22 protein-coding genes are annotated in these 24,882 nt (G+C 66.7%); 10 read left to right on the forward strand and 12 right to left on the reverse strand.

Features of this window, described 5'->3' with window-relative positions:
* The first annotated feature begins 8 nt into the window (after positions 1–8).
* A complete protein-coding gene (locus ACVILH_RS19855; protein WP_456714402.1) occupies positions 9–614 on the forward strand; it encodes a cupin domain-containing protein in 606 nt (201 codons plus the stop codon).
* 208 nt (positions 615–822) lie between these two features.
* The gene (locus tag ACVILH_RS19860) at positions 823–2,850 is read left to right on the forward strand and encodes an acyltransferase family protein (protein WP_456714403.1); all 2,028 of its coding nucleotides are present in this window, start codon (positions 823–825) and stop codon (positions 2,848–2,850) included.
* Here ACVILH_RS19860 and ACVILH_RS19865 read toward each other — a convergent pair.
* A complete protein-coding gene (locus tag ACVILH_RS19865) occupies positions 2,788–4,038 on the reverse strand; it encodes a NupC/NupG family nucleoside CNT transporter (RefSeq protein WP_456714404.1) in 1,251 nt (416 codons plus the stop codon). The two genes, ACVILH_RS19860 and ACVILH_RS19865, sit on opposite strands and share 63 nt — an antisense overlap.
* A 120-nt stretch (positions 4,039–4,158) precedes the next feature.
* On the opposite strand from ACVILH_RS19865, the gene ACVILH_RS19870 reads away from it, so the two are divergent.
* Together ACVILH_RS19870 and ACVILH_RS19875 are read left to right on the forward strand one after the other, a co-directional pair.
* Positions 4,159–5,385, forward strand: a complete 1,227-nt coding sequence (locus ACVILH_RS19870) for an MFS transporter (RefSeq protein WP_456714405.1) — start codon at positions 4,159–4,161, stop codon at positions 5,383–5,385.
* Between the two features lie 177 nt (positions 5,386–5,562).
* Positions 5,563–6,159: a hypothetical protein gene (locus ACVILH_RS19875; RefSeq protein WP_456714406.1), complete on the forward strand. Its 597-nt coding sequence runs from the start codon at positions 5,563–5,565 to the stop codon at positions 6,157–6,159.
* Here ACVILH_RS19875 and ACVILH_RS19880 read toward each other — a convergent pair.
* The 6 genes from ACVILH_RS19880 to ACVILH_RS19905 form a co-directional block, all read right to left on the reverse strand.
* Positions 6,156–7,334: a glycosyltransferase family 87 protein gene (locus tag ACVILH_RS19880; protein ID WP_456714407.1), complete on the reverse strand. Its 1,179-nt coding sequence runs from the start codon at positions 7,332–7,334 to the stop codon at positions 6,156–6,158. The genes ACVILH_RS19875 and ACVILH_RS19880 overlap by 4 nt on opposite strands.
* 257 nt (positions 7,335–7,591) lie before the next feature.
* On the reverse strand, positions 7,592–8,344 hold the full coding sequence (locus tag ACVILH_RS19885; RefSeq protein ID WP_456714408.1) for an SDR family oxidoreductase: 753 nt from the start codon (positions 8,342–8,344) through the stop codon (positions 7,592–7,594).
* A gap of 46 nt (positions 8,345–8,390) precedes the next feature.
* Positions 8,391–9,149 (reverse strand): peptidase, encoded by a 759-nt coding sequence (locus ACVILH_RS19890; protein WP_006612102.1) that lies wholly within the window; start codon positions 9,147–9,149, stop codon positions 8,391–8,393.
* 175 nt (positions 9,150–9,324) lie between these two features.
* On the reverse strand, positions 9,325–10,179 hold the full coding sequence (locus tag ACVILH_RS19895; protein ID WP_456714409.1) for a transglutaminase family protein: 855 nt from the start codon (positions 10,177–10,179) through the stop codon (positions 9,325–9,327).
* A gap of 145 nt (positions 10,180–10,324) precedes the next feature.
* Entirely contained in the window at positions 10,325–11,269 is a 945-nt protein-coding gene (locus ACVILH_RS19900) for an alpha-E domain-containing protein (RefSeq protein ID WP_456714410.1), read from the reverse strand.
* Positions 11,270–11,542: 273 nt separating this feature from the next.
* Positions 11,543–12,961 carry a circularly permuted type 2 ATP-grasp protein gene (locus ACVILH_RS19905; protein ID WP_456714411.1) on the reverse strand — a complete coding sequence of 473 codons (1,419 nt, stop codon included), beginning with the start codon at positions 12,959–12,961 and terminating at the stop codon, positions 11,543–11,545.
* Between the two features lie 228 nt (positions 12,962–13,189).
* Between ACVILH_RS19905 and ACVILH_RS19910 the strand changes: the two genes are divergently transcribed.
* The 3 genes from ACVILH_RS19910 (at position 13,190) to ACVILH_RS19920 (ending at position 15,202) form a co-directional block, all read left to right on the forward strand.
* Entirely contained in the window at positions 13,190–13,927 is a 738-nt protein-coding gene (locus ACVILH_RS19910; RefSeq protein ID WP_456714412.1) for a competence/damage-inducible protein A, read from the forward strand.
* A 36-nt stretch (positions 13,928–13,963) separates the two neighbouring features.
* Positions 13,964–14,485, forward strand: coding sequence for a xanthine phosphoribosyltransferase (gene gpt / locus ACVILH_RS19915; protein ID WP_456714413.1), 522 nt, complete (start codon positions 13,964–13,966; stop codon positions 14,483–14,485).
* Positions 14,486–14,581: 96 nt separating this feature from the next.
* Positions 14,582–15,202 (forward strand): hypothetical protein, encoded by a 621-nt coding sequence (locus tag ACVILH_RS19920; RefSeq protein WP_456714414.1) that lies wholly within the window; start codon positions 14,582–14,584, stop codon positions 15,200–15,202.
* 417 nt (positions 15,203–15,619) lie between these two features.
* Here the strand turns inward: ACVILH_RS19920 and ACVILH_RS19925 are convergent, their stop codons facing one another.
* Positions 15,620–16,642: a methionine synthase gene (locus tag ACVILH_RS19925; RefSeq protein WP_315719455.1), complete on the reverse strand. Its 1,023-nt coding sequence runs from the start codon at positions 16,640–16,642 to the stop codon at positions 15,620–15,622.
* A gap of 149 nt (positions 16,643–16,791) precedes the next feature.
* On the opposite strand from ACVILH_RS19925, the gene ACVILH_RS19930 reads away from it, so the two are divergent.
* From ACVILH_RS19930 to ACVILH_RS19940, 3 genes are all read left to right on the forward strand, one after another.
* Entirely contained in the window at positions 16,792–17,496 is a 705-nt protein-coding gene (locus ACVILH_RS19930) for a glutathione binding-like protein (protein WP_456714415.1), read from the forward strand.
* Positions 17,497–17,727: 231 nt separating this feature from the next.
* On the forward strand, positions 17,728–18,333 hold the full coding sequence (locus tag ACVILH_RS19935; protein WP_456714416.1) for a DsbA family protein: 606 nt from the start codon (positions 17,728–17,730) through the stop codon (positions 18,331–18,333).
* Positions 18,333–19,310 (forward strand): NADPH:quinone oxidoreductase family protein, encoded by a 978-nt coding sequence (locus ACVILH_RS19940; protein ID WP_456714417.1) that lies wholly within the window; start codon positions 18,333–18,335, stop codon positions 19,308–19,310. The genes ACVILH_RS19935 and ACVILH_RS19940 overlap by 1 nt, the downstream gene beginning before the upstream one ends.
* 176 nt (positions 19,311–19,486) lie before the next feature.
* On the opposite strand, the gene ACVILH_RS19945 is transcribed toward ACVILH_RS19940, so the two are convergent.
* From ACVILH_RS19945 to ACVILH_RS19960, 4 genes are all read right to left on the reverse strand, one after another.
* Positions 19,487–20,377: a crotonase/enoyl-CoA hydratase family protein gene (locus ACVILH_RS19945; protein WP_006611162.1), complete on the reverse strand. Its 891-nt coding sequence runs from the start codon at positions 20,375–20,377 to the stop codon at positions 19,487–19,489.
* 245 nt (positions 20,378–20,622) lie between these two features.
* Complete coding sequence (locus tag ACVILH_RS19950) at positions 20,623–22,044, reverse strand: amidase (protein ID WP_456714418.1); 1,422 nt, start codon at positions 22,042–22,044, stop codon at positions 20,623–20,625.
* Positions 22,045–22,110: 66 nt separating this feature from the next.
* Positions 22,111–23,274, reverse strand: coding sequence for a M20 aminoacylase family protein (locus ACVILH_RS19955; RefSeq protein ID WP_456714419.1), 1,164 nt, complete (start codon positions 23,272–23,274; stop codon positions 22,111–22,113).
* 23 nt (positions 23,275–23,297) lie between these two features.
* Complete coding sequence (locus ACVILH_RS19960; protein WP_456714420.1) at positions 23,298–24,797, reverse strand: M81 family metallopeptidase; 1,500 nt, start codon at positions 24,795–24,797, stop codon at positions 23,298–23,300.
* Positions 24,798–24,882 lie beyond the last annotated feature (85 nt).

Genomic DNA, 24,882 nt, shown 5'->3' on the forward strand with positions numbered 1-24,882 from the left:
AGAGCGCCATGGCCAGCAAGAGCCGCACGACCACATCAGCATCACGCGCCGCCGCCAAGGCTGCGGCGCTTAAGATCAGCAAGGGCAGCAAGGCGGCTGCGAAGACGTCCGCCAAGCCTGGTGTGAAGACCATCGCGAAGACGCCTGCCAAGCCGGGCAGGGCGGCCGCGCCGTCCGCGCGCAAGGCGCTCGTCAGCAAGGGCCGGCCATCGCCCGCCCCGCGGCGGCCGAAGCAGAAGGTCGCGATCAGCCATCTGAACGAGGCGGACTTCAAGGCCGACGGCTTGCGCGCCTATGCGCAGTATCGCGACCTCGGCATCGTGGCCGCCACGAATGGCCTCGCACGCGCGCATGTCATTCGCATGCTGCCGCCGTGCAATCCGCAGGAGGTGTCGAAGCTGCACACCCACGCCGTCGACTTCCAGATGGTGTACGTGCTCAAGGGCTGGGTGAAGAGCTATCTCGAAGGCGTCGGCGAGACCTTGATGAAGGAGGGGAGCTGCTGGACGCAGCCGCCGAAGATCCGGCACATGATCCTCGACTATTCCGACGATGTCGAGCTGCTCGAGGTGATCCTGCCGGCCGACTTCAAAACCGTCGAACTTACGACCTAAAGCCGACAGAAACGGATGGAAACATTCGCGCGCGATGGACGGCGGCCGTCGCGCGTGTGTGTTGACGTCCAGTCCCGCGTGATCGGGACGGACGGGCCGGCGACGGATGCGCAACAGCCGCGTTCGGCGCGGGCTTGCGTAAGGCGTATCCGTCCCGTTGCCGTCCTTCGTCGTTCAATACGCTCCCACGGCCAGCCGCGCGCCGCGAATGCATGCGCCCGCGCAGCGAGGCGTTGCCGGCGCGTCTGCGGCGTCAGCTTCCGCGCATCGCGAGGACATCGACTGGCTGCGCGCGATCGCGGTGCTCGCGGTCATCGGCTTCCACTTCGAGGCGCCGGCCATCTTCGGCGGCTTCGTCGGCGTCGACATCTTTTTCGTCATCTCCGGCTATCTGATCACCGGCCTCATCGCCGCCGAGATGCCCAAAGGGCAGTTCTCGTTTGCCGGCTTCTATGAACGGCGCGTGCGGCGGCTATTGCCGGCGCTCTACGTCATGGTGGCATTCACCGCGATCCCGGCATCCCGGGACATGCTGAGCTCCGAGCGCGCCGAGCTGTTCCGCTCGGCCATCGCCGTCGTCACCTTCACCTCGAACATCTTCTTCTGGCAGCAATCCGGCTATTTCGATCACGCCGCGGTGGAGAAGCCGCTGCTGCATACCTGGTCGCTCGCGGTCGAGGAGCAGTTCTATCTCGTGCTGCCCGTCGTGGTCTGGGGCGTGGTGCGGATCGCGCGCGGCCGCCGGCTGGCGCTGCCGGTCACTTTGCTGCTGCTCGCGGCCGGCTCGTTCGTGCTTGGCCTCATGCTGATGCGAGGAGGGACCTCCGCGGGTGCCTTCTTCCTCAGCCCGCCGCGCGCTTGGGAATTCCTGCTCGGCAGCCTCGTTGCCGTCTCCGGCCTTCCGGCTCCGCGCGCCGGCCTGGTCCAACGCTCGGCGCGCGCGCTGGCGCTGTTGCTGATGGCGATCCCGATCCTGTCGCTGCGCCCAGGGCCGGGCTTTCCCGGCGTGAACGCGCTCCCGCCGTGCCTCGGCGCCGCGTTGTTCCTGTGGAGCGGCATCGGTGTCGCCAACGTGCCCCGCAGTCCGTTGTCGCCTCTAGGTGTGGCCGCGTTCGTCGGCCGCATCTCCTATTCGCTCTATCTCTGGCATTGGCCGCTCTTTGTCTTTGCGCGCTTCGCCAAGCCCGGCCTGGCGCTCGACGGCTGGGAACGGGCCGTCCTGTTCGGGCTGACGGTCGCATTGGCCACGCTGTCCTGGCGCTTCATCGAGCAGCCGTTTCGGAAGCGCCAGCTCGCTACGACGCCGCGCGCAGCCTTCGGCCTCGCCGCTCTCGCGAGCATCGTGCTGCTGGCCGGCAGCGCGACGGGTCTGCTGTACGCCGGCGCCAGCTCGGACGACGACCGCGCGGCCCTGCGGCTCGACGCCTACAACAACTACGACATGAAGCCGGTCTATCGTTACGGCAGCTGCTTCACGACGCCGGAGGGGCGCGTGCCGGAGGATTGCCTGCGGCCTGTGACCGGCAAGACCAACGTCCTGCTATGGGGCGACAGCCTTGCGGCGCATTACTATCACGGCCTCAAGACTCATCTCGATCCGGACGCCGTCAACATCATGCAGGCGACGCAGCCGACCTGCATGCCGACCTTCAGCGCGGAGTCGCAGGGCGTCCCGGCCTGCCGCGCGCTCGCCGCGCAGATGCGCGACTATCTCGCCGCGAACCGGCCCGATCTCGTTGTGATGTCGGCGGACTGGCTCGAAGATGCGCGACCGCCGCGCTTCGCCGGCATGGTCCGCGATCTCCGGCTGACCTTGGCGCGCCTGAGCGAGGCCGGCATTCCGGTGGTGCTGCTGGGTCCCGCCGTGCAATTCCGCGCGCGTCTGCCCTCGATGCTGGCCCGCGCCACCTTGCGCGGCGTGACGCCGGATCCCGCGGCCTTCGTGCGCTCGGACATCTTCGCGTTGGACCAGGCGATGCAGGCGGCGCTGCCGAGCGCCGAAGGGCTGTCCTATGTCTCGATCCTGTCCGCCGCCTGCGCGCAGCATAGCTGCCCACTGATGGCCGGCGACGTCCCGTTGTCGTTCGATCACGCGCATCTGACGGCCGAGGGTTCTGTGCATCTGATGAGCAAGGTCGCGCCGCTGATCCTGCCGCGCGCGCTGCTATCAGGCTCAGGTCAGCAGGCCGACGATCGCGCCCATCAGGCAGGTGGTGAGGGTGCCCGAGACGATTGATTTCAGCCCGAGCGCGTTGATCTCGTCGCGCCGGGTCGGCGCCATGGTGCCGAGGCCGCCGATCATGATGCCGAGGCTGGCGAAGTTGGCGAAGCCGCAGAGCGCGTAGAGCATGATCAGCCGGGCGCGCGGGTCGAGCGCGGCGGCGTCGAGCTTGGATAACTCGACATAGGCGATCAGCTCGTTGAGCACCGTCTTGGTGCCCATCAGGCTGCCGGCGGTGACCGCCTCCGGCCAGGGCAATCCCATCAGCCAGCACACCGGCGCCATGACGAGGCCGAGCAGCCGCTGCAGCGAGATCGCGGCGCCGCCGACCGCCGGCAGCAGCGACAGGATGGCGTTGGCGAGATGCACCAGCGCGACCAGCACCAGTAGCAGCGCGACGATGTTCATCAGCAGCTCGAGCCCCGCGCTGGTGCCTTTCACGATGGCGTCCATCGTCGAGGACGCCTGCATGTCGGGATCGCCCAGCGCGCCGCCGGTGAGCTGCTTGGAGGTCTCCGGCACCATGATCAGGCTGATCAGGATCGATGCCGGCGCGCCGAGCACGGAGGCGATGACGAAATGCGCGGCGGCGTCGGGAATCAGCGGCGCAAGCAGCGTGGCGTAGAGCACCAGCACGGTGCCGGCGATGCCGGCCATGCCGCCGGTCATCACCAGGAACAGCTCGCTGCGTGTCATCTGCGCGAGATAGGGACGAATGAACAGCGGCGCCTCGACCATGCCGAGGAAGACGTTGGCGGCCGTGGAGAGCCCGACGGCGCCGCCGACGCCGAGCGTGCGCTCCAAGAGCCAAGCGAGCCCGCGCACCAGCGGCGGCAGCACGCGCCAATAGAACAACAGCGTGGTCAGCACGCTCATCACCAGCACGATCGGCAAGGCCTGGAAGGCCAGCACGAAATCGGCGCCGGGCGCCTTGAGGTCGAAGGGCAGGGCGCCGCCGCCGACATAGCCGAACACGAAGGAGGTGCCGGCACGCGAGGCCTGCGCGATCGCGCCGACCGCGTCGTTGATGGCACTGAAGGCGCGGGCCACTGTGGGGACCTTGAGCAGGACGAGCGCGGTGAGCAGCGTCACCACCAGCCCGAGGCCGGCCTGCTTCAGCGACACCGCGCGCCTGTTCTCGCCGAGCGCCCAGGCGATCGCGAGCAGCGCCACGATCCCGAACGCCGATTGCAGCTGCAGCATCAGATCCCCCGAACCCCCGTAGCATTATGAGCTGACGGAACAGCCCCGTGCAATGCCGTGCGGCCATGCCCGGAGCTGCGATTGACAAGCGGATGAGCCTGCGTCACGCAGGGCGCCATCATGTCGACCACCGCCCCGATCGGCGCGCAGGATCTCCTGAAGCAAGCCGCATTCCTGTTCTTCCTGTCGTCCCGCAGCCTGTCGCGCTTCGCGAGCCAGATCGCCGCCGTGGCGATCGGCTGGCAGATCTACGATCTCACCGGGCGCGCCTTCGATCTCGGCATGGTCGGGCTGATCCAGTTTCTGCCGACGGCGCTGCTGGTGTTCGTGGCCGGCAGCGCCGCCGACCGCTATCGGCGCAAGCGCGTGGTGCAGCTCTGCCAGCTCGTCGAGGCGATCACCGCGCTGTATCTGTGCTGGGGCGCGTATGCCGGTCAGCTCGGCGAGTTGCAGCTGTTTGCGGCCGTGTTCGTGCTCGGCATTGCCGGCGCGTTCGAGAGTCCGGCGACTGCGGCGCTGCTGCCGCTGATCGCACCTTCGGGCACGTTGCAGCGGGCCAGCGCGCTGTCGAGCGGCGCCGCGCAGCTAGCGACCATCGCCGGCCCCGCGATCGGCGGCTTCGCCTATGCGGTGGCGCCCGGGCTGCCCTACGGCATCATGATGCTGTTCTGGATCGGCGGCATGGCGCTGACCGGCCTGATGCAGGTGCCGGATGACGTGCCGGCCGAGCGGCGCGACGGCAGCAATGCCGATCTGTTCGCCGGCGTCCGCTTCATCCGCGCCAATCCGGCGATCCTCGGCACCATCTCGCTCGACCTGTTCGCGGTGCTGCTTGGCGGGGTCACGGCGCTGCTGCCGATCTATGCGCGCGATATTCTTCAGACCGGGCCGTTCGGGCTCGGCGTGCTGCGCGCGGCCCCTGCGGTCGGCGCGCTGGCGATGACGGCGGTGCTGGCGCGCTACACGATCCATCGGCGCGTCGGTCTGCGCATGTTCCAGTCGGTGATCGTGTTCGGTGCGGCGACTGTCGTATTCGCGGTCTCGCAGGTGATGTGGATCTCGGTCGCCGCGCTCGCCATCCTCGGCGCCGCCGACACGATCAGCGTCGTGATCCGCTTCTCGCTGGTGCAGCTCGCGACGCCCAATGAGATGCGCGGCCGTGTCGGCGCGGTGAATTTCCTCTTCATCAATGCCTCCAACCAGCTCGGCCAGTTCGAGAGCGGCGTGACCGCCGCGCTGTTCGGCGCGATGCCCGCCGCCATCCTCGGCGGCCTCGGCACCATCGCGATCGCGCTGGCGTGGATGAAGCTGTTTCCCGAGCTGCGCAAGGTGGAGCGGCTGGAGTAGGCGCCGGCTCCTCGATCGGGCGTGTTCCCAGATGAGCCCTGGGGGAACAGCCTGAGGTGCGGCGGCGAGGAGCTTGCAACTGGACGAAGCGAAGCTCCGATGGTAGCTCGATCGTCATGGGACAAGCCGAGAGGCCTGTCTTATGGGGTGGGGGACGTTTCCATGGCTGGATCTTCGATGTCGTCGGCGGACGTTGCGCCGACGCGGCAGCTGCCGACACGTGTCGCGCGAGATCGGCTGTTGCAGCTTCCGGGCATTCTGATGCTGTTGCTGCTCGCGGGATGCGCCAGCGCGGCAGCACCTTCGCCTCAGGCCGACGCCGGCCAACCGGCTGCGGCGTCCAACGACACCTCCAAGCGGGACTCGCGCGCCGTGGCAGCGTCGACGGCGGCCGATCCCTCGTTGCCGCGGCGGCGCGAAGCCATTGCGCGGGTTCTGGAGGACCATCTGGGCTACCGTACCTGGTTGGACGATGGTGCACCGCGCCTGTCCGAGGCGAAGTTCTCCGGACCCTTCGAGTACGGCGGCGGTCCATTCGAGTCGAAGCGCATCACGATCTATTGCGTGTCGGCCAAGCTCGAGCTGCCGCTCATCCCGACGACGCGGATCACCGTGGTGCACTTCGAGCCGGGCGAAGGCGGCCGGGAGAAGATGGAGTTTGTGGTGGCGATGAACCACACTCCAAAAGGGTGCATGCTCGCCAAGTACGAGCCGTTTCCTGAGCTCGAGCGGGCGCGCGAACAGCGGCGGCAGAAGATGGGCAAGCCCGCTTAGCCTGCGGCGATGCGCGCGTCGAGTTGCACGGTTCGGGCCGGCGCGAACAACTGCCAGCCGAGATAGATCGCAAAGGCCGGGGCAATCAGGCCCGGGCCGGGCACCTGGATATTGCCGAACAGAAGCTGCAGCGCCGGGAGCCAGAACGCCAGTTGCGCGAGCCTACGGCCCGCATTGTCCAACGCGCCGGTCGCGATCAGCGCCACGGCCGCGCAGGTTAGCGGCAGCACGTCGTAGATCCCCATATAGGGCGAGGCGGAGATCGTGCAGGCCAGGAAGAAGGCGCGGAGCACGGCCGGATCGGCATCGCGACGATAGCGGAAGACCGCGAACACGCCCGCCGCAGCACTCAACGCCGCGATGGTCTGGATCGCCTCCGCCAAGGGATCGCCGAGGAGGCCGCGGAAGTTCATGAACACGGAGGCGTGGAACGGCACGGCAATGCCGCGGGGATCGCGCAGCACCTCCGTCATGGTCGGAAGCCCCTTGGCGATGTAGTCGCTCCAGGCGTGCAGCCCGCCGATGCCGACGCTGCCGGCAAACAGGACGAGCGCGGTGAGCGTCGCATAGCCGATCACGCGCCACTGGCCCGACGCGACGAGCATCACCGGGAAGAGCAGGCCGAGCTGCGGCTTCACCGTGAGCAGGCCGATCAGGAGGCCGGTCAGCGCAGGCCGCTGCGCGGGCGAGGCCAGCGCGCCGAACAACAAGGCGGTGGTCAGGAACGAGCTCTGGCCCGACAGCAGGCACATCATGGCGGCCGGCGAGATCGCGACGATCAGCAGCGCCCGTCGGTCGGGAAACGCCCGTCGGCAGCCATAGTAAAAGGCGAGCAGACCGAGCACGAGCCAGCAGGCGAGCGCCGGCAGATAAGGCAGCAGTCCGAACGGCGCCATGACAACGAGCGCGTTGGGCGGGTTGGGCACGTTCTGGCCGGGATAGTCAGGGCCGAGAAACGCCGACAGCGCATCGTTGTAAACCGCGACATCGTAGAAGCGCGACGGGTCGGGCGTGAACGCCGCCCGGCCATACATCCAGAAATTGAGGAAGTCGCGGCCGACGACCAAGGTCGTGGCGTCGCGAGGGAATGGCTGAAGCCATTGCGCCGTCCAGACATAGGCCAGCAGGGTCAGCGCGAACATGATCGCGCCCGGCCACAACAGGCTTTGCAGCATGGCGCGATCGGCCTCATCCGGGGCCGCGGGAGCCAGGCGGGCGAGCCATTGCCTGAGGTCGTCGAGTGAACGAGGGGAGCGCGTTGAATGTTGCATCGCGTATCCGGTTCGTGCCGCTGCGGCTGCAGCCTCCCGGACAGGTAGAAAGATCGGATTAAAATACCATTGAGGTAGGAGATGAAATTGATCTGCGCGTACGGATTGCGCAGCCCGGATCGGCGTGCCGGCCCGGGCTGCGAGGATCCGACTCAGTCAAATTAGCCGCGGCCGACGAACGGCATCTTGGTCGCCATCACGGTGATGAACAGGACGTTGGCGCTGAGCGGCAGGCCGGACATGTAGACGACGGCGTCGGCGACGGCCTTCACGTCCATGCGCGGCTCCGGCATCATGCGGCCGTCCGGCTGGAGCACGCCGCCGACCATGCGCTCGGTCATCGGCGTCTCGGCGTTGCCGATGTCGATCTGGCCGACGGCGATGTCATAGGCGCGGCCGTCGAGGTTGGACGCCTTGGTCAGGCCGGTGATGGCGTGCTTGGTGGAGGTGTAGGGCGAGGAGAACGGTCGCGGCGCATGCGCCGAGATCGAGCCGTTGTTGATGATGCGGCCGCCGCGCGGGCTCTGGTCCTTCATGATGCGGAAGGCGTGCTGCGTGCACAGGAACGGCGCGGTGAGGTTGGTCGCGACCACCGAATTCCACTGCTCCATGGTCAGCTCCTCGAACGGCACCGGCGGCGCGCCCATGCCGGCATTGTTGAAGAGGACGTCGAGCCGGCCATAGGTTTTCTTCACGGTGTCGAACAGCGCCGCGATCGAGGCGGGGTCCATCATGTCGGCCGGCACGGGAAGGCTCATGCCGGCGGGGCCGAGCTTGGCGGTCTCCTCCAGCATCTCCTTGCGGCGGCCGGCGAGCACCACGGTGAAGCCCGCATTCATCAGCGCCAGCGATGTGGCGCGGCCGACACCGGTGCCTGCGCCCGTCACCAGCGCGATCTTGTTTGCTTCAGCCATGTTTCCTCACTTTTTCACGTTTTGCCGTTTCGAGCGGTGTGAAGCGTCAGTGCTTCACCTCGCTCTGAGTCTTATAGGGCGGCCGCGGAATGTTGTTATGCGCCGCGCGCAGGGCCGCCGACCAGCGCGAGCGGAGGTCGTGGAAATAGGGCTCTCCGGCCTCGATGCGGTGGTTGAGATCGGCCTCGCAGGCATCCGCGCGCACCACCAGCACGTCGATCGGCAGGCCGACGCCGAGATTGGAGCGCATCGTCGAATCCATCGAGATCAACCCTGTCTTCAGCGCCTCGTAGAGCTCGACGTCGTAATGCATCGCGCGGTCGAGCACCGGCTTGCCGTATTTGTGCTCGCCGATCTGCAAATAGGGCGTGTCGGTGGTGCATTCGATGAAATTGCCGGCGGTGTAGACCATGAACAGCCGCATCCGCGAGCCCCTGATCTGGCCGCCGAACAGGAAGGACACGTCGAACGAGATGTCCTCGGCCTTCAGCGCCGGACCCTCTGTCGCATGCACCATGCGAATCGCCTTGCCGATGCGCTGCGCGGCCTGAAACATGGTCGGCGCGTTCATCAGAGTCTCGACCTCGCCGGTCTCGGGATCTTCCATGCCTTCGGTCAGGGTCGACAGCACGGACTGGCTGATGGCGAGATTGCCGGCGCTGGCGACGGCCACGATCCGCTCGCCGGGATTGGAGAAGATGTGCAGCTTGCGGAAGGTCGAGACGTTGTCGAGGCCGGCATTGGTCCGGGTGTCCGCGATCATGACGAGCCCGTCACGCACCAGAATTCCGCAGCAATAGGTCATCGTTCGTCCCCCGAGCCAGAGCGCGAATTAGTAGCGAAAATCGGTGGCGCGTCCAACCCTGCCGACATGGCTGCGGCCCTGGCGAGCGGCCGCTCCACAAGAGGTCGTCATCTCCTGGCGGCGTCAAGCGACGAGCCCGCAATCACCAGGGCGGCGAGGCCACGCTTTCCGGACTTCAGGACTGGCGCTGCGACTGCGACTGCGATTGCGACTGGCTGCCGCGGCCGACCTGCTCGACCTTGACCTTCACGGTGAGCGTCTCGGTCCCCCCGCCATAGCGGGTGCCGCGCACCGGCGCGGCGCCGAGATAATCGAGCCCGAGCGCGACCCGGACATGGGCGTCGGTGGTGCAGATGCAATTGGCGGCGTCGAATCCGACCCAGCCGAGATCGGGAATATGGGCCTCGGCCCAGGCGTGGCCGGCGTTCTGATGCACCGCACCATCGGAGCGCAGGAAATGGCCCGACACGAAGCGCGCCGGGATGCCGCCGGCCCGGGCGCAGGCAATGAAGATATGCGCATAATCCTGGCACACGCCGCGCTTCAGCACGAACGCCTCCGCGGCCGAGGTGCCGCTATGGGTCGGGTTCTCGTCGAAGGTCATGTGCTCGTAGATCTGCGTCATCAGCGTATGCAGGAAGCCGAGCACGTCGCTTTCGGATTCCGCGCGCAGATCGCGCACGACATTGGCCATGGCCGGGTTGGCTGCGGTCAGCGGGGTCTCGCGCAGGAAGAAGCTCGGCGGAAACCGCTCGTCCGTTCCCCTCAGCACGCCGCCGGTGTCGTGCGTCTCGACCAGGCCTTCGGCAGTGATCGTAAGATCCTGCAGCGCACCATGGGTGATGACGTGGGTGACGTTGCCGAACGCATCCTCGTGCATGTCGAGGCGGGAATCGGTCGAGACGTCGATCTGCCACTCCGCCACATATTGGCCGTCATGGCTGCCGGGCGTCATGCGCAGGATCTGGATGACGCCGGTCGCCGCCGGCTCGTAGCGGTAGGTGGTGGAATGAGAGATACGCAGGCGCATGGCGGTCGATCGGGCTTGTGAGGTGGGTTACCGCGGTAGCTCGTTTCACCGGCCCAAAAAAGGGCAGGCCAGTCCTTGGCCGGATCGACGCGCGACTGAGGTCTCCCAGAGTGGTCTTGCGGCCACAGTTCCCGGTAGCCGCCCGTCAGATCAGGTATTGCTTGGTGATGATTTCCCCGAGCCGGGAATTGTCGGCGATGAACTCCTGGATGAACTCGTGGACGCCGCGCTGGAAGACGTCGTCCATGTTGGAATGCTCCAGCCGGTTGCGCACGCCGCGGGCGTGGCGCTGTGACGGACCCTGGCGGCCATAGGCCACGCCGATCTGGTCGAGATTGCGGACGAGATTGCCGTAGCAGCTCGCCAGCGACCGCGGCAGCGTGTCGTTGAGGATCAGGAGATCGGCGATCAGCCAGGGTTTCAGCGTCTCGCGATACACCCAGTGATAGGCTGTCAGCGCCGACACCGAGCGCAGGATCGAGGTCCACTGGTAGTAGTCGAGCGGGCCGCCGACATGCTCATCCTCGGGCAGCAGCACGTGATATTTCACGTCGAGAATGCGGGCGGTGTTGTCGGCGCGCTCCAGATGCAGGCCGAGCCGCGAGAACCAATAGGCGTCGTTGCGCAGCATGGTGCGATAGGCCGAGCCGTCGAAGCGCAGCGAGGTCTCCTGCACGAAGCGTAGGAAGCGCGCCAGCTCCTCGCGCGTCTTGGTGCCCTTGCTCCAGACCTCCTGCAACTCGATCCAGGAGCCGTTGAGCGTGTCCCACATCTCCGAGGTCAGCGCCGTGCGGACCGAGCGCGCATTCAGCCGTGCGGCCTCGATGCAGTTCTTGATCGAGGACGGGTTCGCCTGGTTGAACGAGAGATACTCGATGACGTTCTGCTCGTTGGCCTCGGAATAGTGCTCGTAGAAACTGACATTGACGCCGGCGGTCATCAGCGCCGATTCCCACTCATTGGTCTTGCCGATATAGGCCGCGGGAAGGGCGGTGACGCGCAAGGTCGCGTCGATGGTGCGGGCGAGATACTCGGCTCGCTCGACATAGCGGGCCAGCCAGTACAGGTTTTCGGCGGTGCGCGACAGCATGGGCGGTTCTATGAGGTGCGGAGGGAGACTGTCCCGGTGGGACAGGCATGCACGGCTAGAGAGAAGTTTGTTGGCGAGCTGATGCCGCGGGCACGCTGCGCTCCCTCTCCCCGTCCTTCACGGGGAGAGGGTTGGGGTGAGGGGCAGCCCCAACCACCGACCCTGCGGAGAGCCCCCCTCACCCGGATCGCATCTGGCGATGCGATCCGACCTCTCCCCGCAAGCGGGGAGAGGTAAGAGCGAGCGAGCTCGTCGACCTGTGCAACACAACATCTACTCATCCAGCACCCATGTGTCCTTGGTGCCGCCGCCCTGGCTGGAATTCACCACCAGCGATCCTTCCTTCAGCGCGACGCGGGTGAGGCCGCCGGGGACGATGGTGGTGCGGTCGCGGCCCGTCAGCACGAACGGCCGGAGATCGACATGCCGCGGCGCCAGCCCGGAAGCAACGCAGGTCGGGCAGGTCGACAGCGCCAAGGTCGGCTGCGCGATGAAGCCCTCCGGCTCGCGCTTCAGCTTGTCGCGGAACGCCTCGATCGTCGCCTTGGTGGCGGCCGGCCCGATCAGCATGCCGTAGCCGCCGGAGCCGTGCACCTCCTTGACGACGAGCTCGCCGAGATGGTCGAGCACGTAAGAGAGATCCTGCGGCTCGCGGCAGCGCCAGGTCTGCACGTTCTTCAGGATCGGCTCCTCGCCGAGATAGAACTTCACGACATCGGGCATGTAGGAATAGATCGCCTTGTCGTCGGCGATCCCTGTGCCGACCGCATTGGCGAGCGTGACGTTGCCGGCGACATAGGCCGACATCAGGCCGGGCACGCCGAGCGCCGAGTCCGGGCGGAAGGTGAGGGGATCGAGGAAGTCGTCGTCGACGCGGCGGTAGATCACGTCGACCCGCTTCAGCCCCTCGGTTGTGCGCATGAACACCTCGTCGTTCTTGACGATGAGGTCGCGGCCCTCGACCAGCTCGATGCCGAGCTTGTCGGCCAGGAACGAGTGCTCGTAATAGGCGGAGTTGTAGATGCCGGGCGTCATCAGCGCCACCGTCGGCTCGGCCGAGGCGCTGAGCGGCGCCACCGAGCGCAGGCACGACAGCAGCTCGTCCGGATAGCGCTCGACCGGGGCTACGCGGTGGCGCGCGAACAGGTCCGGAAACAGCCGCATCATGATCTCGCGGTTTTCCAGCATGTAGGACACGCCCGACGGCGTGCGCGCGTTGTCCTCGAGCACGATGAAGTCGTTGGCGTCGACGCGGACGATGTCGATGCCGGCGATGTGGACATAGACCTCGTGCGGCACGTCCTGGCCATTCATCTCCGGGCGGAACACCGGGTTCTGGAAGATCAGGTCATCCGGCACGACGTTGGCGCGCAGGATGTCGCGGCCGTGATAGATGTCGCGCAGGAACATGTTCAGCGCCTTGACGCGCTGCTTCAGCCCCTTCTCCAGCAGGGTCCATTCCTTGCCGGAGAGGATGCGCGGGATCACGTCGAACGGGATCAGCCGCTCCTGCGCCTCCGCCTCGCCATACACCGCGAAGGTGATGCCGATTCGCCGGAACAGTAATTCCGCCTCGTGGCGGCGATATTCCAGCGCCTCCGGCGGCGTCTCCTTCAGCCACCGCGACAGCTCCTGATAAGCCTGACGGACGTCGCCGCCCGGCTCGTTCATCTCGTCGAACGCAACTGCCATAGATGCCCGTGTGTCCCAGCCTCGCCATACACTGCATGACTCCGCATGATGGTAGCAAGGGCCGGGCCAGCGCGATATGCATTGTCCTGCGGCATTTTGTGGGGGCTGCGGAAACGGTGCCCGAAAAACCGGCTGCGTGATGCTCAAATCCGCGGCATAGACTGTGACGTTCCGGATGACATTGGCGCCGAGGCGGGCCAAAAGAGACGGGGAATGCGAGGAGATATCATGAGCGAGATCGTCACCGCGGGGTTGCTGGTCATCGGCGACGAGATCCTGTCCGGCCGGACCAAGGACAAGAACATCGGCTTCATCGCCGAATACCTGACCAATCTCGGTATCGACCTCAAGGAGGTCCGGGTGGTCTCGGACGACGAGGGCGACATCATCGCGGCGCTGGACGCGCTGCGGCACCGCTACACCTATGTGTTCACCACGGGCGGCATCGGGCCGACCCATGACGACATCACCGCCGACTCGATCGCCAAGGCATTCGGCGTCGGCATCGATCATCATCCGGAGGTCGTGGCGCGCTTCCGCGAGCGCTGGAGCGAGCAGGAGCTCAACGAGGCCCGCCTGCGCATGGCGCGCATCCCCGACGGCGCCGAGCTGATCCAGAGCGCGACCATCCTGGCCCCGGGCTTCAAGCTCGGCAACGTCATCGTCATGGCCGGTGTGCCCTCGATCATGCAGGCGATGATGGACATCGTCGCGCCGAAGCTGAAATCGGGCGTGCGCATGCTGTCGGAGACGGTGCGCGCCAATGCCCGCGAGGGCGACATCGGCGGTCCCCTGCGCGAGATCGCCAAGGCGCATCCGGACACCATCATCGGTAGCTATCCCTTCATCGACGAGGACCAGAAGCCGAACACGCATCTGGTGGTCCGCTCGCGCGACCAGGACAAGCTGTCGGCAGCGATGGCCGCGGTGAAGGAGATGCTCGCCGGGCTGAACGTGACGCGCTAAGCAGGTGTAACTTTCAGAGAGCCACGGACGAGAGCAATGGCGGACAAGACCTTGAGCGCAGAGGAGCGGGCGGGCCGGGCCTTTCCGGTGTCCTGGGACCAGTTTCACCGGGACTGCCGGGCGCTGACCTGGCGGCTGAACGAGATCGGGCCGTTCCATGCCGTGGTGGCCATCACCCGCGGCGGATTGGTGCCGGCGGCGATCGTGGCGCGCGAGCTTGGCGTGCGCGTCATCGATACGATCTGCATCGCGAGCTACGATCACACCAAGCAGGGCGAGCTGCAGGTCCTGAAGGGCATCTCGCCCGACACCGCCCAACTCGGCGGCGGCACCGGCAAGGGGCTGCTGATCGTCGATGACCTCGTCGACACCGGTAAGACCGGGCGTATGGTGCGGGAGCTGCTCCCCGACGCCCATTTCGCCACCGTCTACGCCAAGCCGAAGGGCCGGCCGCTGGTCGACACGTTCATCACGGAGGTGTCACAGGACACCTGGATCTTCTTCCCCTGGGACACCGCGCTGTCCTTCGCGCCGCCGCTGCGGGATGGGGCGGCGTGAGAATGGCGAATAGGGAATAGCGAATAGGGATTCGGGTGGGCCAGCCGCGCTCTCTTCGCTACTCCCCATTCGCTATTCGCCAGCCCCGGGGGTCGCATGCCGCTGCAAAACCGCGTCACGCCCACCGGCGACATCGTCGCCACGCCGCATCGCGGTATGTTCACCGGCAATCGCGGCATCATCCATGATCCCGCGACCAGGTCGCTGCTGAACAAGCGCTGGTCGAGCCCGGCCTGGCTGGTCTGCCTGTGCGAGTTCCGCGGTAAGCACCGCGCGGTTATGGCGAGGCAGAGCTGGACCGAGCTGTTCTTCCTCGACGAAGCCACCGCACTCGCCGCTGGCCATCGTCCCTGCTTCTATTGCCGCCGCGACGACGCCAACCGCTTTCGCGCGGCATGGGAGCAGGGCAATAGGGTGAGCGCGCTTCGCGCCGCCGACATCGACAAGACGCTGCATCACGAGCGGCTGGAGCGCGGCAAGAAACGGCTGCATCCGCCGCCGAAACCGTGGACCGAGCTGCCCGACGGCACGATGGTGCAGGCGGGAGACGAAAGCTTGCTGATCCTGAAGGGCAGGGCGTTGCCGTGGTCCTTCGCCGGCTACGGCGCTGCACGCGATGACCTTGCCGCACCAATGCTGCTGACGCCGCCGTCCACGCTGCGCGCGCTGCAGGCCGGCTATCGGCCCGCGCTGCATCCAAGCGCACAGCCGTCGTAGGATGGGCAAAGGCGCACCACCGCGCCATCCGCACGCATCAGTGCCAGAGCGCCGTGCCCACCATCCATCAGCGAGCGCTGCCGCAAGACGGTGGGCACGGCGCCATTGCGATCGTGCGCGTGGAGACGGCACGGCTGCGCCTTGCTCACCCACTCATCATAACGTCCAGCGCTGTCAGATACAGCGCCCTCTCCCCTTGCGGGAGAGGGCAGCGCCGGCCCGTCCATGGACTCGGTTGGGTGAGGGGTATGTCTCCGCGAGTTGCACTCGTGGAGAGAGACCCCTCACCCAACCGAGCTTGCCGAAGCTTCCTACATGCCCTCTCCCGCAAGGGGAGAGGGCGCATTTATGAGCACCTGCTCATCTTGTGATAGCCAAGCATTGCGGTGATGAAGCTTGATGGGTTGCTACGAACCGTCACGCAAACCGCTGCCGTGCGAGCTTCGCGCCGGTGCCGAGCGCCATCAATTTGGCCTCGGCGACCTCGCGGCGCATCGGGGCCATGCCGCAATTCGTCGTCGCGATGATGTTCTCCTTCGGCACCACCTTCATGACGTCCTCGAGCGTCTTGCAGACGTCCTCGGCGGTCTCGATCTCGTCGCTGGCGACGTCGATCACCCCGGCCTGCACGATCTTGTTCTTGAGCAGGCCGAGCAGTTCGATCGGCACCTTCGAATTGCGGCATTCGACCGCGACCTGCTGGATGGAGCTGGCGTCGATCACCGGGAAGGTGTCCTCGTATTGCCGCCACTCGCTGCCGAGCGTCTCCTTCCAGTCGGTGTTGGCCTTGATGCCGTAGCCGTAGCAGATGTGGACGGCGGTCGGGCAGGTGAGGCCCTCGGCGGCGCGCTCCAGCGCCTTGATGCCCCAGTCGCGGACTTCGTCCATGTAGACGTTGAAGGCGGGCTCGTCGAACTGGATCATGTCGATGCCGTCGTCGTGCAGCGCCTTGGCCTCCTGGTTCAACAGCTCGGCAAACGCGAACGCCATCTTGACGCGGTCGCCATAGTAGTTGTCGGCGATGGTGTCGATGATCGTCATCGGCCCCGGCAGGGTGAACTTCACGGCGCGCGTCGTGTGCGTGCGCGCGATCCGCGCCTCGTCGCCATGGACGCGGCCCTTCAGCGACAACGGCGCCACGACCTGCGGCACCATCGCCTTGTAGCGGTCCTTGCGGATGCCCATCTCGACCTTGTGCGCGAAGTCGATGCCTTCGACGCGCTCCAGAAAACCGTGCACGAAATGCTGCCGCGACTGCTCGCCCTCGGTGAGGATGTCGATGCCGGAATCCTCCTGCAGCTTCAGCGCCAGGATGGTCGCGTCGCGCTTGGCGCGCGCGAGCTCGTCGCCCTTCGACTTCCACGGCGCCCACAGCACGTTCGGCTCGGCCAGCCATTCGGGCTTCGGCAGCGATCCTGCGATGGTCGATGGAAACAGCATGGTCGGACTCCGTGGTAGGGGGCGGTCAGGCTTGAGCGCCTGTCTGCCATGGCTTAACTGTCAGGTACAGAAAGAACCAAGGCCGGGCGCGCGTTCCGCAGCGCGGCATAATGGTCGGGACACGGATTGGGGAAGGACTGGGGAGAGGCATGATCGACCTCCATTATGCGCCGACGCCGAACGGCTGGAAGATCTCGATCATGCTCGAGGAGCTCGGGCTGCCCTATACCGTGATTCCCGTCGACATCCGCGCCGGCGACCAGTTCAAGCCGGAGTTCCTGGCGATCAGCCCGAACAATCGTATCCCTGCGATCGTCGACCATGCGCCGGTCGACGGCGGCGAGCCTTTCCCGGTGTTCGAGACCGGCGCGATCCTGATCTACCTCGCCGAGAAGACCGGCCGCTTGCTGCCGCAAGAGAGCCGTGCGCGCTCGCGCGTCATCCAATGGGTGATGTGGCAGATGGCGGGCCTCGGCCCGATGATGGGCCAGCACGGCCATTTCGCGCTGTATGCGGCCGAGAAGATCCCTTATGCGATCCAGCGCTACCGCGATGAGGTGGCGCGGCTGTTTCATGTGCTCGACGTGCAGCTTGGCAAGACCGGCGCCTATGTCGCCGGCGACGACTACACCATCGCCGACATCGCCTGCTTTCCCTGGATGATGACGCACAAGGCGCAGGGATTTTCGCTCGACGACTATCCGAACATCAAGCGCTGGTATGCGACGTTGCGCGCGCGGCCGAAGCTGCAAGCGGGGCTTGCGATCGGCAAGTTCGTCAAGGAGCCGTTCAACGACGAGACCCGCCACGTGATGTTCGGGGCGCGGGCGAAGGAGATGACGGGGAGATCGTGAGCGAGCGCGGCGGCGGAGCGAGGAGTGTCGCGACAAAACATTCAAACCTCTTTTCGTAGCCCCTGGATTGCTTCGTCGCTTCGCTCCTCGCAATGACGGCGGAGAGAATGGTGTGCTCAACTCCCTCCGCCGTCATTGCGAGCGCAGCGAAGCAATCCAGGGGCCGCACGAATAGTATGGACGACTTGGCGACGCCCGAAGACGAACTCAGATAAACCTTGAGGACACATAATGATCGAATTCTTCTTCGACTGCTCCAGCCCCTGGACCTATCTCGCCTTCCACAACATCCAGCCTCTGGCGAAGGAGTTCGGCGCCGATATCGTGTGGCGGCCCATCCTCGTCGGCGGCATCTTCAACACCATCAACCCCAGCGTCTATGCACAGCGCGAGAAGCCGGTACCGGCCAAGGCGGCCTATATGCTGAAGGACCTCGGCGACTGGGCGCGCTCGGCGGGGCTGAACATCAAGATGCCGCCCTCGGTGTTTCCGGTGAACAGCGTCAAGGCGATGCGCGGCTGCATCTGGCTGGGCCAGGACATGGTGCCGTTCGCGCGGGCCGTGTTCGAGATCTATTGGGGCGAGGACCAGGACATCTCGCAGGATCCAGTGCTGACGGAGGTGTGCCGGCGTGTCGGTGTCGATGCGACGGCGCTGTTCGACGGCATCGCGCAGCAGGGCATCAAGGATCAGCTCCGCATCAACACCGAGGAGGTCGTCAAGCGCGGCGGCTTCGGTTCGCCGACGATCTTCGTCGATGTCAACGACATGTATTTCGGCAATGACCGGCTGCCGCTGATCCGCGAGGCGCTGGCGCGCGCGAAGGGGCGCGCCTGATGCCGCGGACGGTCGTCTGCCGCGAGCTCGGTCCGCCGGAAAAATTGCGGTTCGAAGAGCTGCCGCCGCGAGCCCTGGGACAAGGCGAGGTGCGGGTGAAGATCCGCGCCGCCGGGATCAATTTTCCGGACATACTGATGGCCGCCGGCGAGTATCAGCTCAAGCCGGAGTTGCCGTTCACACCTGGGGTCGAGGCGGCAGGCGCCGTCGTCGAGCTCGGGCCTGATGTCAGCGGCTACGCCATCGGCGACCGGGTGATCGTGCGCATGCGCTTCGGCGCCTATGCGGAGGAAGCGGTGGTGGCCGCGAGCCAGCTCACGCCACTACCGTCGCCGTTCGACTATGCGGAGGGCGCGACCTATCTTGCCGGCCATGGCACCGCGTATCACGCGCTGGTCGATCGCGGTCAGCTCAAGCCGGGCGAGACCCTGCTGGTGCACGGCGCCGGCGGCGGCGTTGGCCTGGCCGCTGTCGAACTCGGCAAGCTGCTGGGCGCGACCGTGATCGCTGCGGCGTCGTCGGAGGAGAAGCTCGCGGTGGCCCGCGCGCGCGGCGCCGATCATCTCGTTCTGTATGCGCGCGAGCCGTTTCGCGATGCCGTCAAGCGCATCACTGACGGTCGCGGGGTCGACGTGGTGTTCGATCCCGTCGGCGGCGAGGTGTTCGAGAACAGCGTCCGCTGCATCGCCTGGGGCGCGCGGCTGCTGGTGATCGGGTTCACCGGCGGCATCGGGCTGGCGCGCACGAACCTGATCTTGATGAAGGGCGCGAGCGTGCTGGGCGTTCGTGCCGGCGAGGCCGTGCGCAAGGATCCCGAACTGGGCGAGCGGAGGATGGCGGCGCTGCTCGGCTATGCCGAGCAGGGCAAGCTTCGCCCCAACGTGTCCCATCGCGTGCCGTTCGAGGATTATGCCGCGGCAATGCGGCTGCTGATCGACCGCAGGGCGATCGGCCGCGTGGCGCTGGTGATGGAGTGAAGCAAGGCGCCGCCACACGCTCGGTGTCGTCCCGGCCTTGAGCCGGGACCCATACCGCGTGATCCATCTTGCGGCACCCTGAGCGTCGTTCTTCGCCTAACAGCACCCTGTGGTTATGGGTCCCGGCGCGGAGGCCGGGACGACGGCGGAATATGTTGCGCGAACGCGGCCGATTACTACTTGTACTCCCGCTCGTCCCACCACGGGAAGTAGTCCGGCATATCGGCCGTCACCGTGTTCTTGAACTGCGCCGGGCGCTTCTCCAGGAACGACACCACGCCTTCCTTGACATCGTCCGAGCGGCCGCGCGCGTAGATGCCGCGGCTGTCGACCTTGTGCGCCTCCATCGGATCGTCGGCGCCCATCATCCGCCACATCATCTGGCGGATCAGCGCGACCGAGACCGGAGCGGTCTTGTCGGCGATCTCGCGCGCCAGCGCGCGGGCGGTGGGCAGCAGTTCGTCCGGCGGCACGACCTTGCTGACGAGGCGGCCGGCGAGCGCCTCCTGCGCCGGGAAGACGCGGCCGGTGTAGCACCATTCCAGCGCCTGCGAGATGCCGACGATGCGCGGCAGGAACCAGCTGGACGCCGCCTCAGGGACGATGCCGCGCTGCGAGAACACGAAGCCGAACCGCGCTGCCTCCGAGGCGATGCGGATGTCCATCGCGAGCTGCATCGTCACGCCGATGCCGACGGCGGGACCGTTCACCGCGGCGATAACCGGCTTCAGCGATTTGAAGATGCGCAAGGTCACCTGGCCGCCGCCATCGCGCACCTGCGGATCGGAATAGTCGACGCGGCCGTCGGCATGCCGCTTCACCGGCCCGCGCTTGGCATCGCGATCGAACGTGTCGGCGCCGGAGGAGAGGTCGGCACCCGCGCAGAACGCGCGGCCCGATCCGGTGACGATGATGGCCCTGACGCCGTCATCCTTGTCGGCGCGATCGAAGGCATCGATCAGCTCTTCCATCATCGTGCCGGTGAAGGCGTTCAGCTTCTCCGGGCGGTTCAAGGTGATGGTGAGGATCTTGTCGGCGACGTCGTACAGAATGGTCTGGTAGGTCATGAGCGTCTCCCAAGCTGTTGTTGTTCTCGTTGTTAGAAACGTCATTCCACGTCGATGCGCAAGCTCCCATACGATGCGGCAATGTGCGTGCGACATTCCGTAGGGTGGGCAAAGACGCCGAGCGCAACGCGCGCGGCGACGTGCCCACCGTTCCCACGGATGGTGCGGCGGTGGGCACGGCGCCCATCGATGGAGGTGCGCGTGGATGGCGCGGTGGGCGCGCCTTTGCCCACCCTACATTCCGGTCACTTGGCCGGCGGTGTCGGCCACGGCCGCTGCTCGCCGCGCAGGCCCTCGAATGTTTTCGCCATCGCAAGCACGCCGACATCATCGAAGCGGCGGCCGACGATCTGGAGGCCGATCGGGAAGCCGTCGGCATCGTAGCCGGCGTTGAGGGAGATCGCCGGGTTCTCCGACATGTTCCACGGCACGGTGTAGGTGATGTGCTCGAACGGCTTCTCGGGATCGTTGACCGGCGAGGCGAACTCGGCGGGGAATTTCACGCCGGGCGAGACCGGCGAGATGATGTAGTCGAATTCGGTGAACAGCTTGGCTGCCGCGGCGCGCAGCGCCATCGTGACGTTGAAGCCGCGGACCACTTCCACGCCCGACAGCGCCGCGCCGCGCTCGGCCCATTGCAGAATGTAGGGCAGGGTTTTCGCGCGCACTTCAGGCGCGAGCCGGGCGAGATCGTCCCACAACCGCGCGCGCCAGAAATTGTCGAGGCCGTCGAGCATCTCGCGCGTGAGAAAGCCTTTGACTTCGGTGATCACGGCGCCGGCGTCCTCGAACGCCTTCGCGGCCGCGACCGTCGTCGCGCGCACCGGCTCCTCCAGCGGCTGGCCGACGCCGCCGAGATCGAGCATCAGGCCGATGCGCAGCTTGCGCACGGGCTTCTCCGCGATCTTCCAGTGCAGGTCTGACGGCGGCAGCGCGGTGCCGTCACGGCGGTCGGGCTTCGCCAGCACGCTCATCATCAGCGCGGCGTCGTCGACGATGCGCGTCATGGGGCCGGCGACACGGCCGACATAGGGTGGGTCGATCGGCACGCGGCCGAAGCTCGGCTTGAGGCCGACGAGCCCGCACCACGACGCCGGCAGCCGGATCGAGCCGCCGATATCGGTGCCGACATGCAGCGGGCCGTAGCCGGCCGCGGCCGCGGCGCCCGCACCGGCGCTGGAGCCGCCGGGGTTCATGCGCAGATCCCACGGATTGCGCGTCAGCGGATGGAAGCTCGACAGGCCCGAGGACAGCATGCCGTAGTCGGGCATCGTGGTCTTGGCGAAGATGATCGCGCCGGCCTCGCGAAGCCGCGCCACCGGCGGCGCGTCGGCCGCGAGCGGTGCGCGCGTGACGCTAGCCGCGCCGAGCGGCATCGGCTGGCCCTTGGTGGCGATGTTGTCCTTGACCGTTGCGGGCACGCCGTCGAGCACGCCGGCCGGCTCGTCATTGGCCCAGCGCTCGGTCGACGCCTTGGCCGCGGCCCGCGCGGCTTCGACGTCGAGCAGGTACAGCGCCTTGATCTCGGGCTCCCACGCCGCGACATGCGCCAGCACATCGTCCATCACCTCGGACGGCGAGAACTGGCGCGCGCGATAGCCGGCGATCAGGTCGACGGCGGAGAGATCGTGCAGCGAGGTGACGTCGTCCGAAACAGGCTTGTGCATGCTGGTCCTCCGTCACCGAACTTCGTCGTTATTGCTGCCCCGCTCATTGACCCATGTCAGGCGGCGCTAGGCGGCCGCCAGACGCGTCTCGATGATCCGGGCGAACATGCTGGCGCCGATCGGCAGGATCTTGTCGTCGAGCACGTAAGCGGGATTGTGCACCGGCACCGAGCCGTCATGGCCGACCCAGAAATAGGCGCCCGGGATGGTCTGCAGCATGTCGGCAAAGTCCTCGCTGCCCATCTTCGGCGTCGAGCGCGTGATGACCTTGGAGGGCTCGACGACCGTGCGGGCGACCTCCTCGACGACCTTGGACTGCTCCTCCTGGTTCACCAGGACGCTGAACACGTCGCGGATGTCGACGTCGATCTCGCAATTGAACGCCGCCGCCATGCCGGCGCAGATCGCACGCATGCGCTCACGCACCAGCGCCCGCACGCTGTCGGAGAAGGCGCGCACCGTGCCGCACAGCCAGGCATCGCCGGGAATGACGTTGTAGGCCGAGCCGGCATGGATCTGCGTGATCGAGACCACGGCGGCCTGCAGCGGCTCGACGTTGCGGCTGACGATGGTCTGGATCGCCTGCGCGACGCTGGTCGCGATCACCACCGCGTCCTTGGAGCGCTCGGGCATCGCGCCATGCGCGCCATAGCCGGAGATGCGGATATCGAAGAAGTCGGCGCCGGCCATCGCGGGGCCAGGGAGGATGGCGATCTCGCCATGCGCGAGGTCCGGCGCGTTGTGCAGGCCGTACAGCTCGTCGCAGGGGAATTTCTGGAACAGCCCGTCCTTGATCATCGCCCGCGCGCCGCCGAGGCCTTCCTCGGCCGGCTGGAAGATGAAATGCACGGTGCCGTCGAAATTGCGCGTCTCGGCGAGATAGCGCGCGGTGCCGAGCAGCATCGTGGTGTGGCCGTCATGACCGCAGCCGTGGAAGCGGCCGGGAATGGTCGAACGCCAGGGGAGGTTGGTGTTCTCCTCCATCGGCAGCGCGTCCATGTCGGCGCGCAGCCCGATCCGCTTGCCGCTGTCGCCCTTGCCCTTGAGCACGCCGATCACGCCGGTGACGCCGAGGCCGCGATGCACCTCGATGCCCCATTGCGCGAGCTTCTCGGCGACGATGCCGGAGGTGCGGGTCTCCTCGAAGCCGATCTCGGGATGCGCGTGCAGGTCGCGGCGGATGGCGGTGAGCTCGTCGGCGTAGCCTTGGATGCGATCGATCGTGGGCATGTGTGTAGGTCCGTTGATGAGGTTTAAGCTTTGAACGCCGGGCCGTTGGGCTTGAGGCGGATGCCCGGACGCAGCCGCGCCCAGGGCAGGGTGGAAGGATCGGCAGGCATCGCGCCAGGGGCGGCGCAGATCAGGAGCGTTTCGGCGATCGGCTCGAAATCGGCGCGGAAATGCACCGAGCTCTTGTTGACCAGGATCGCCTGCTCGGTCGGCTCGATGCCAACGAAGCGATACATCTCCTGATCGGCGAGCTGTGACTTGAGCGAAGCCACGACGACACGGACATCGCCGATGCGCAGGCAGGCAGAGGGTCCCATCTCCATCTTGCGGCCGCCATAGAACGGGCCGGACGCGACGAAGCGGCCGTCGGAGATCTTCTCGACGATGAAGCTCTCTTCGAACGGCGCGTCGCCGGGAATGCCGCTCTTGCCGCCGAGCGACAAGGTGATGGTCGCGCCTTCGCCGGCCGCATGCGCGGCGAGCGCGGCCTGCGGATCGTAGATCATGCCGATCGCCGCGCGGCTGGCGCGGTTGCGCACCAGCGCGCGCAGCATGCCGGTGGTGTCGGAATCGCCGCCGGCGCCGGGATTGTCCTGGGTGTCGGCGATCACGATCGGCCGCGTCGCAGTCTTCGCCAGCGTCATCGCGTGCTGCACGCCCTCGTCGGGCGTGTAGATGCGGCCGTCGAAATCATCCTCGTGACCGCAAACGATCGCGGCGACAGCATCCGCCGCGGCGTCGGCGTCGGCCTGCGTGCGGCCATAGGCGAACACGCTGGGGCCGCAATGCACGAAGTCGGCGGCCGGGAATCCGGGCGCGAAGGACAGCGTCGGCACCGCCTCGCTCTGCATCGCGGCGAGCTTGTCGTAGATGCCTTTGGTGGGCTGGTCGTTGGTGCACTGCCAGCTGATCGGGATCAGGAACGGCAACTGCCGGAATGCCTTCGCCAGCGGCTGCTTCGTGCGCAGCAGCAGCGCGAGATGCTCGGCGCAGGCGCGGCCGGTGTCGGCCATGTCGGTGTGCGGATATTTGCGATAGGCGATCAGCGCGTCGGCATGCGCCATCATCTCGGGCGTGACGTTGGCGTGCAGATCGAGGCTCGCGACCAGTGGCACATCGGGGCCGATCGCTTGGCGCACGCGCGCCAGGATCTCGCCTTCGCCGTCGTCGAAATGCTCGGGCACCATGGCGCCGTGCAGGTCGAGATAGACGCCATCGAGCGGCAGGGCCGCCTTGATGCGGTCGACCATCACCGTGGTGATGCGCTCGAACGCGTCCTTCGTGACGTGCGCCGACGGGCTTGCCGCGCAGGCGATGGTCGGCACGATCTCCCAGCCGTTCGCTTCGGCAACATCGATGAAGCCCGACTGGCCGGCATTGATGCCGCGCATCGTCGTCATGACGCTCGCGGCGTCGGCGATGGAGGCGCGACCGCCGCCATGCATGAAGTCGTCGTAATCCGCTTTCGTCGGTGCGAATGTGTTGGTCTCGTGCAGGAAGCCGCCGATCGCGACGCGCGTCATTACTTCGCCTCAGGTCGTGAATTGGAGTGGCGACGTTAGACTGTGCCTCGCGGCCCGCGCAAGCGAAGGAGCGATGCCGTTTTGC

The organism is Bradyrhizobium sp. USDA 4353, assembly GCF_054063215.1.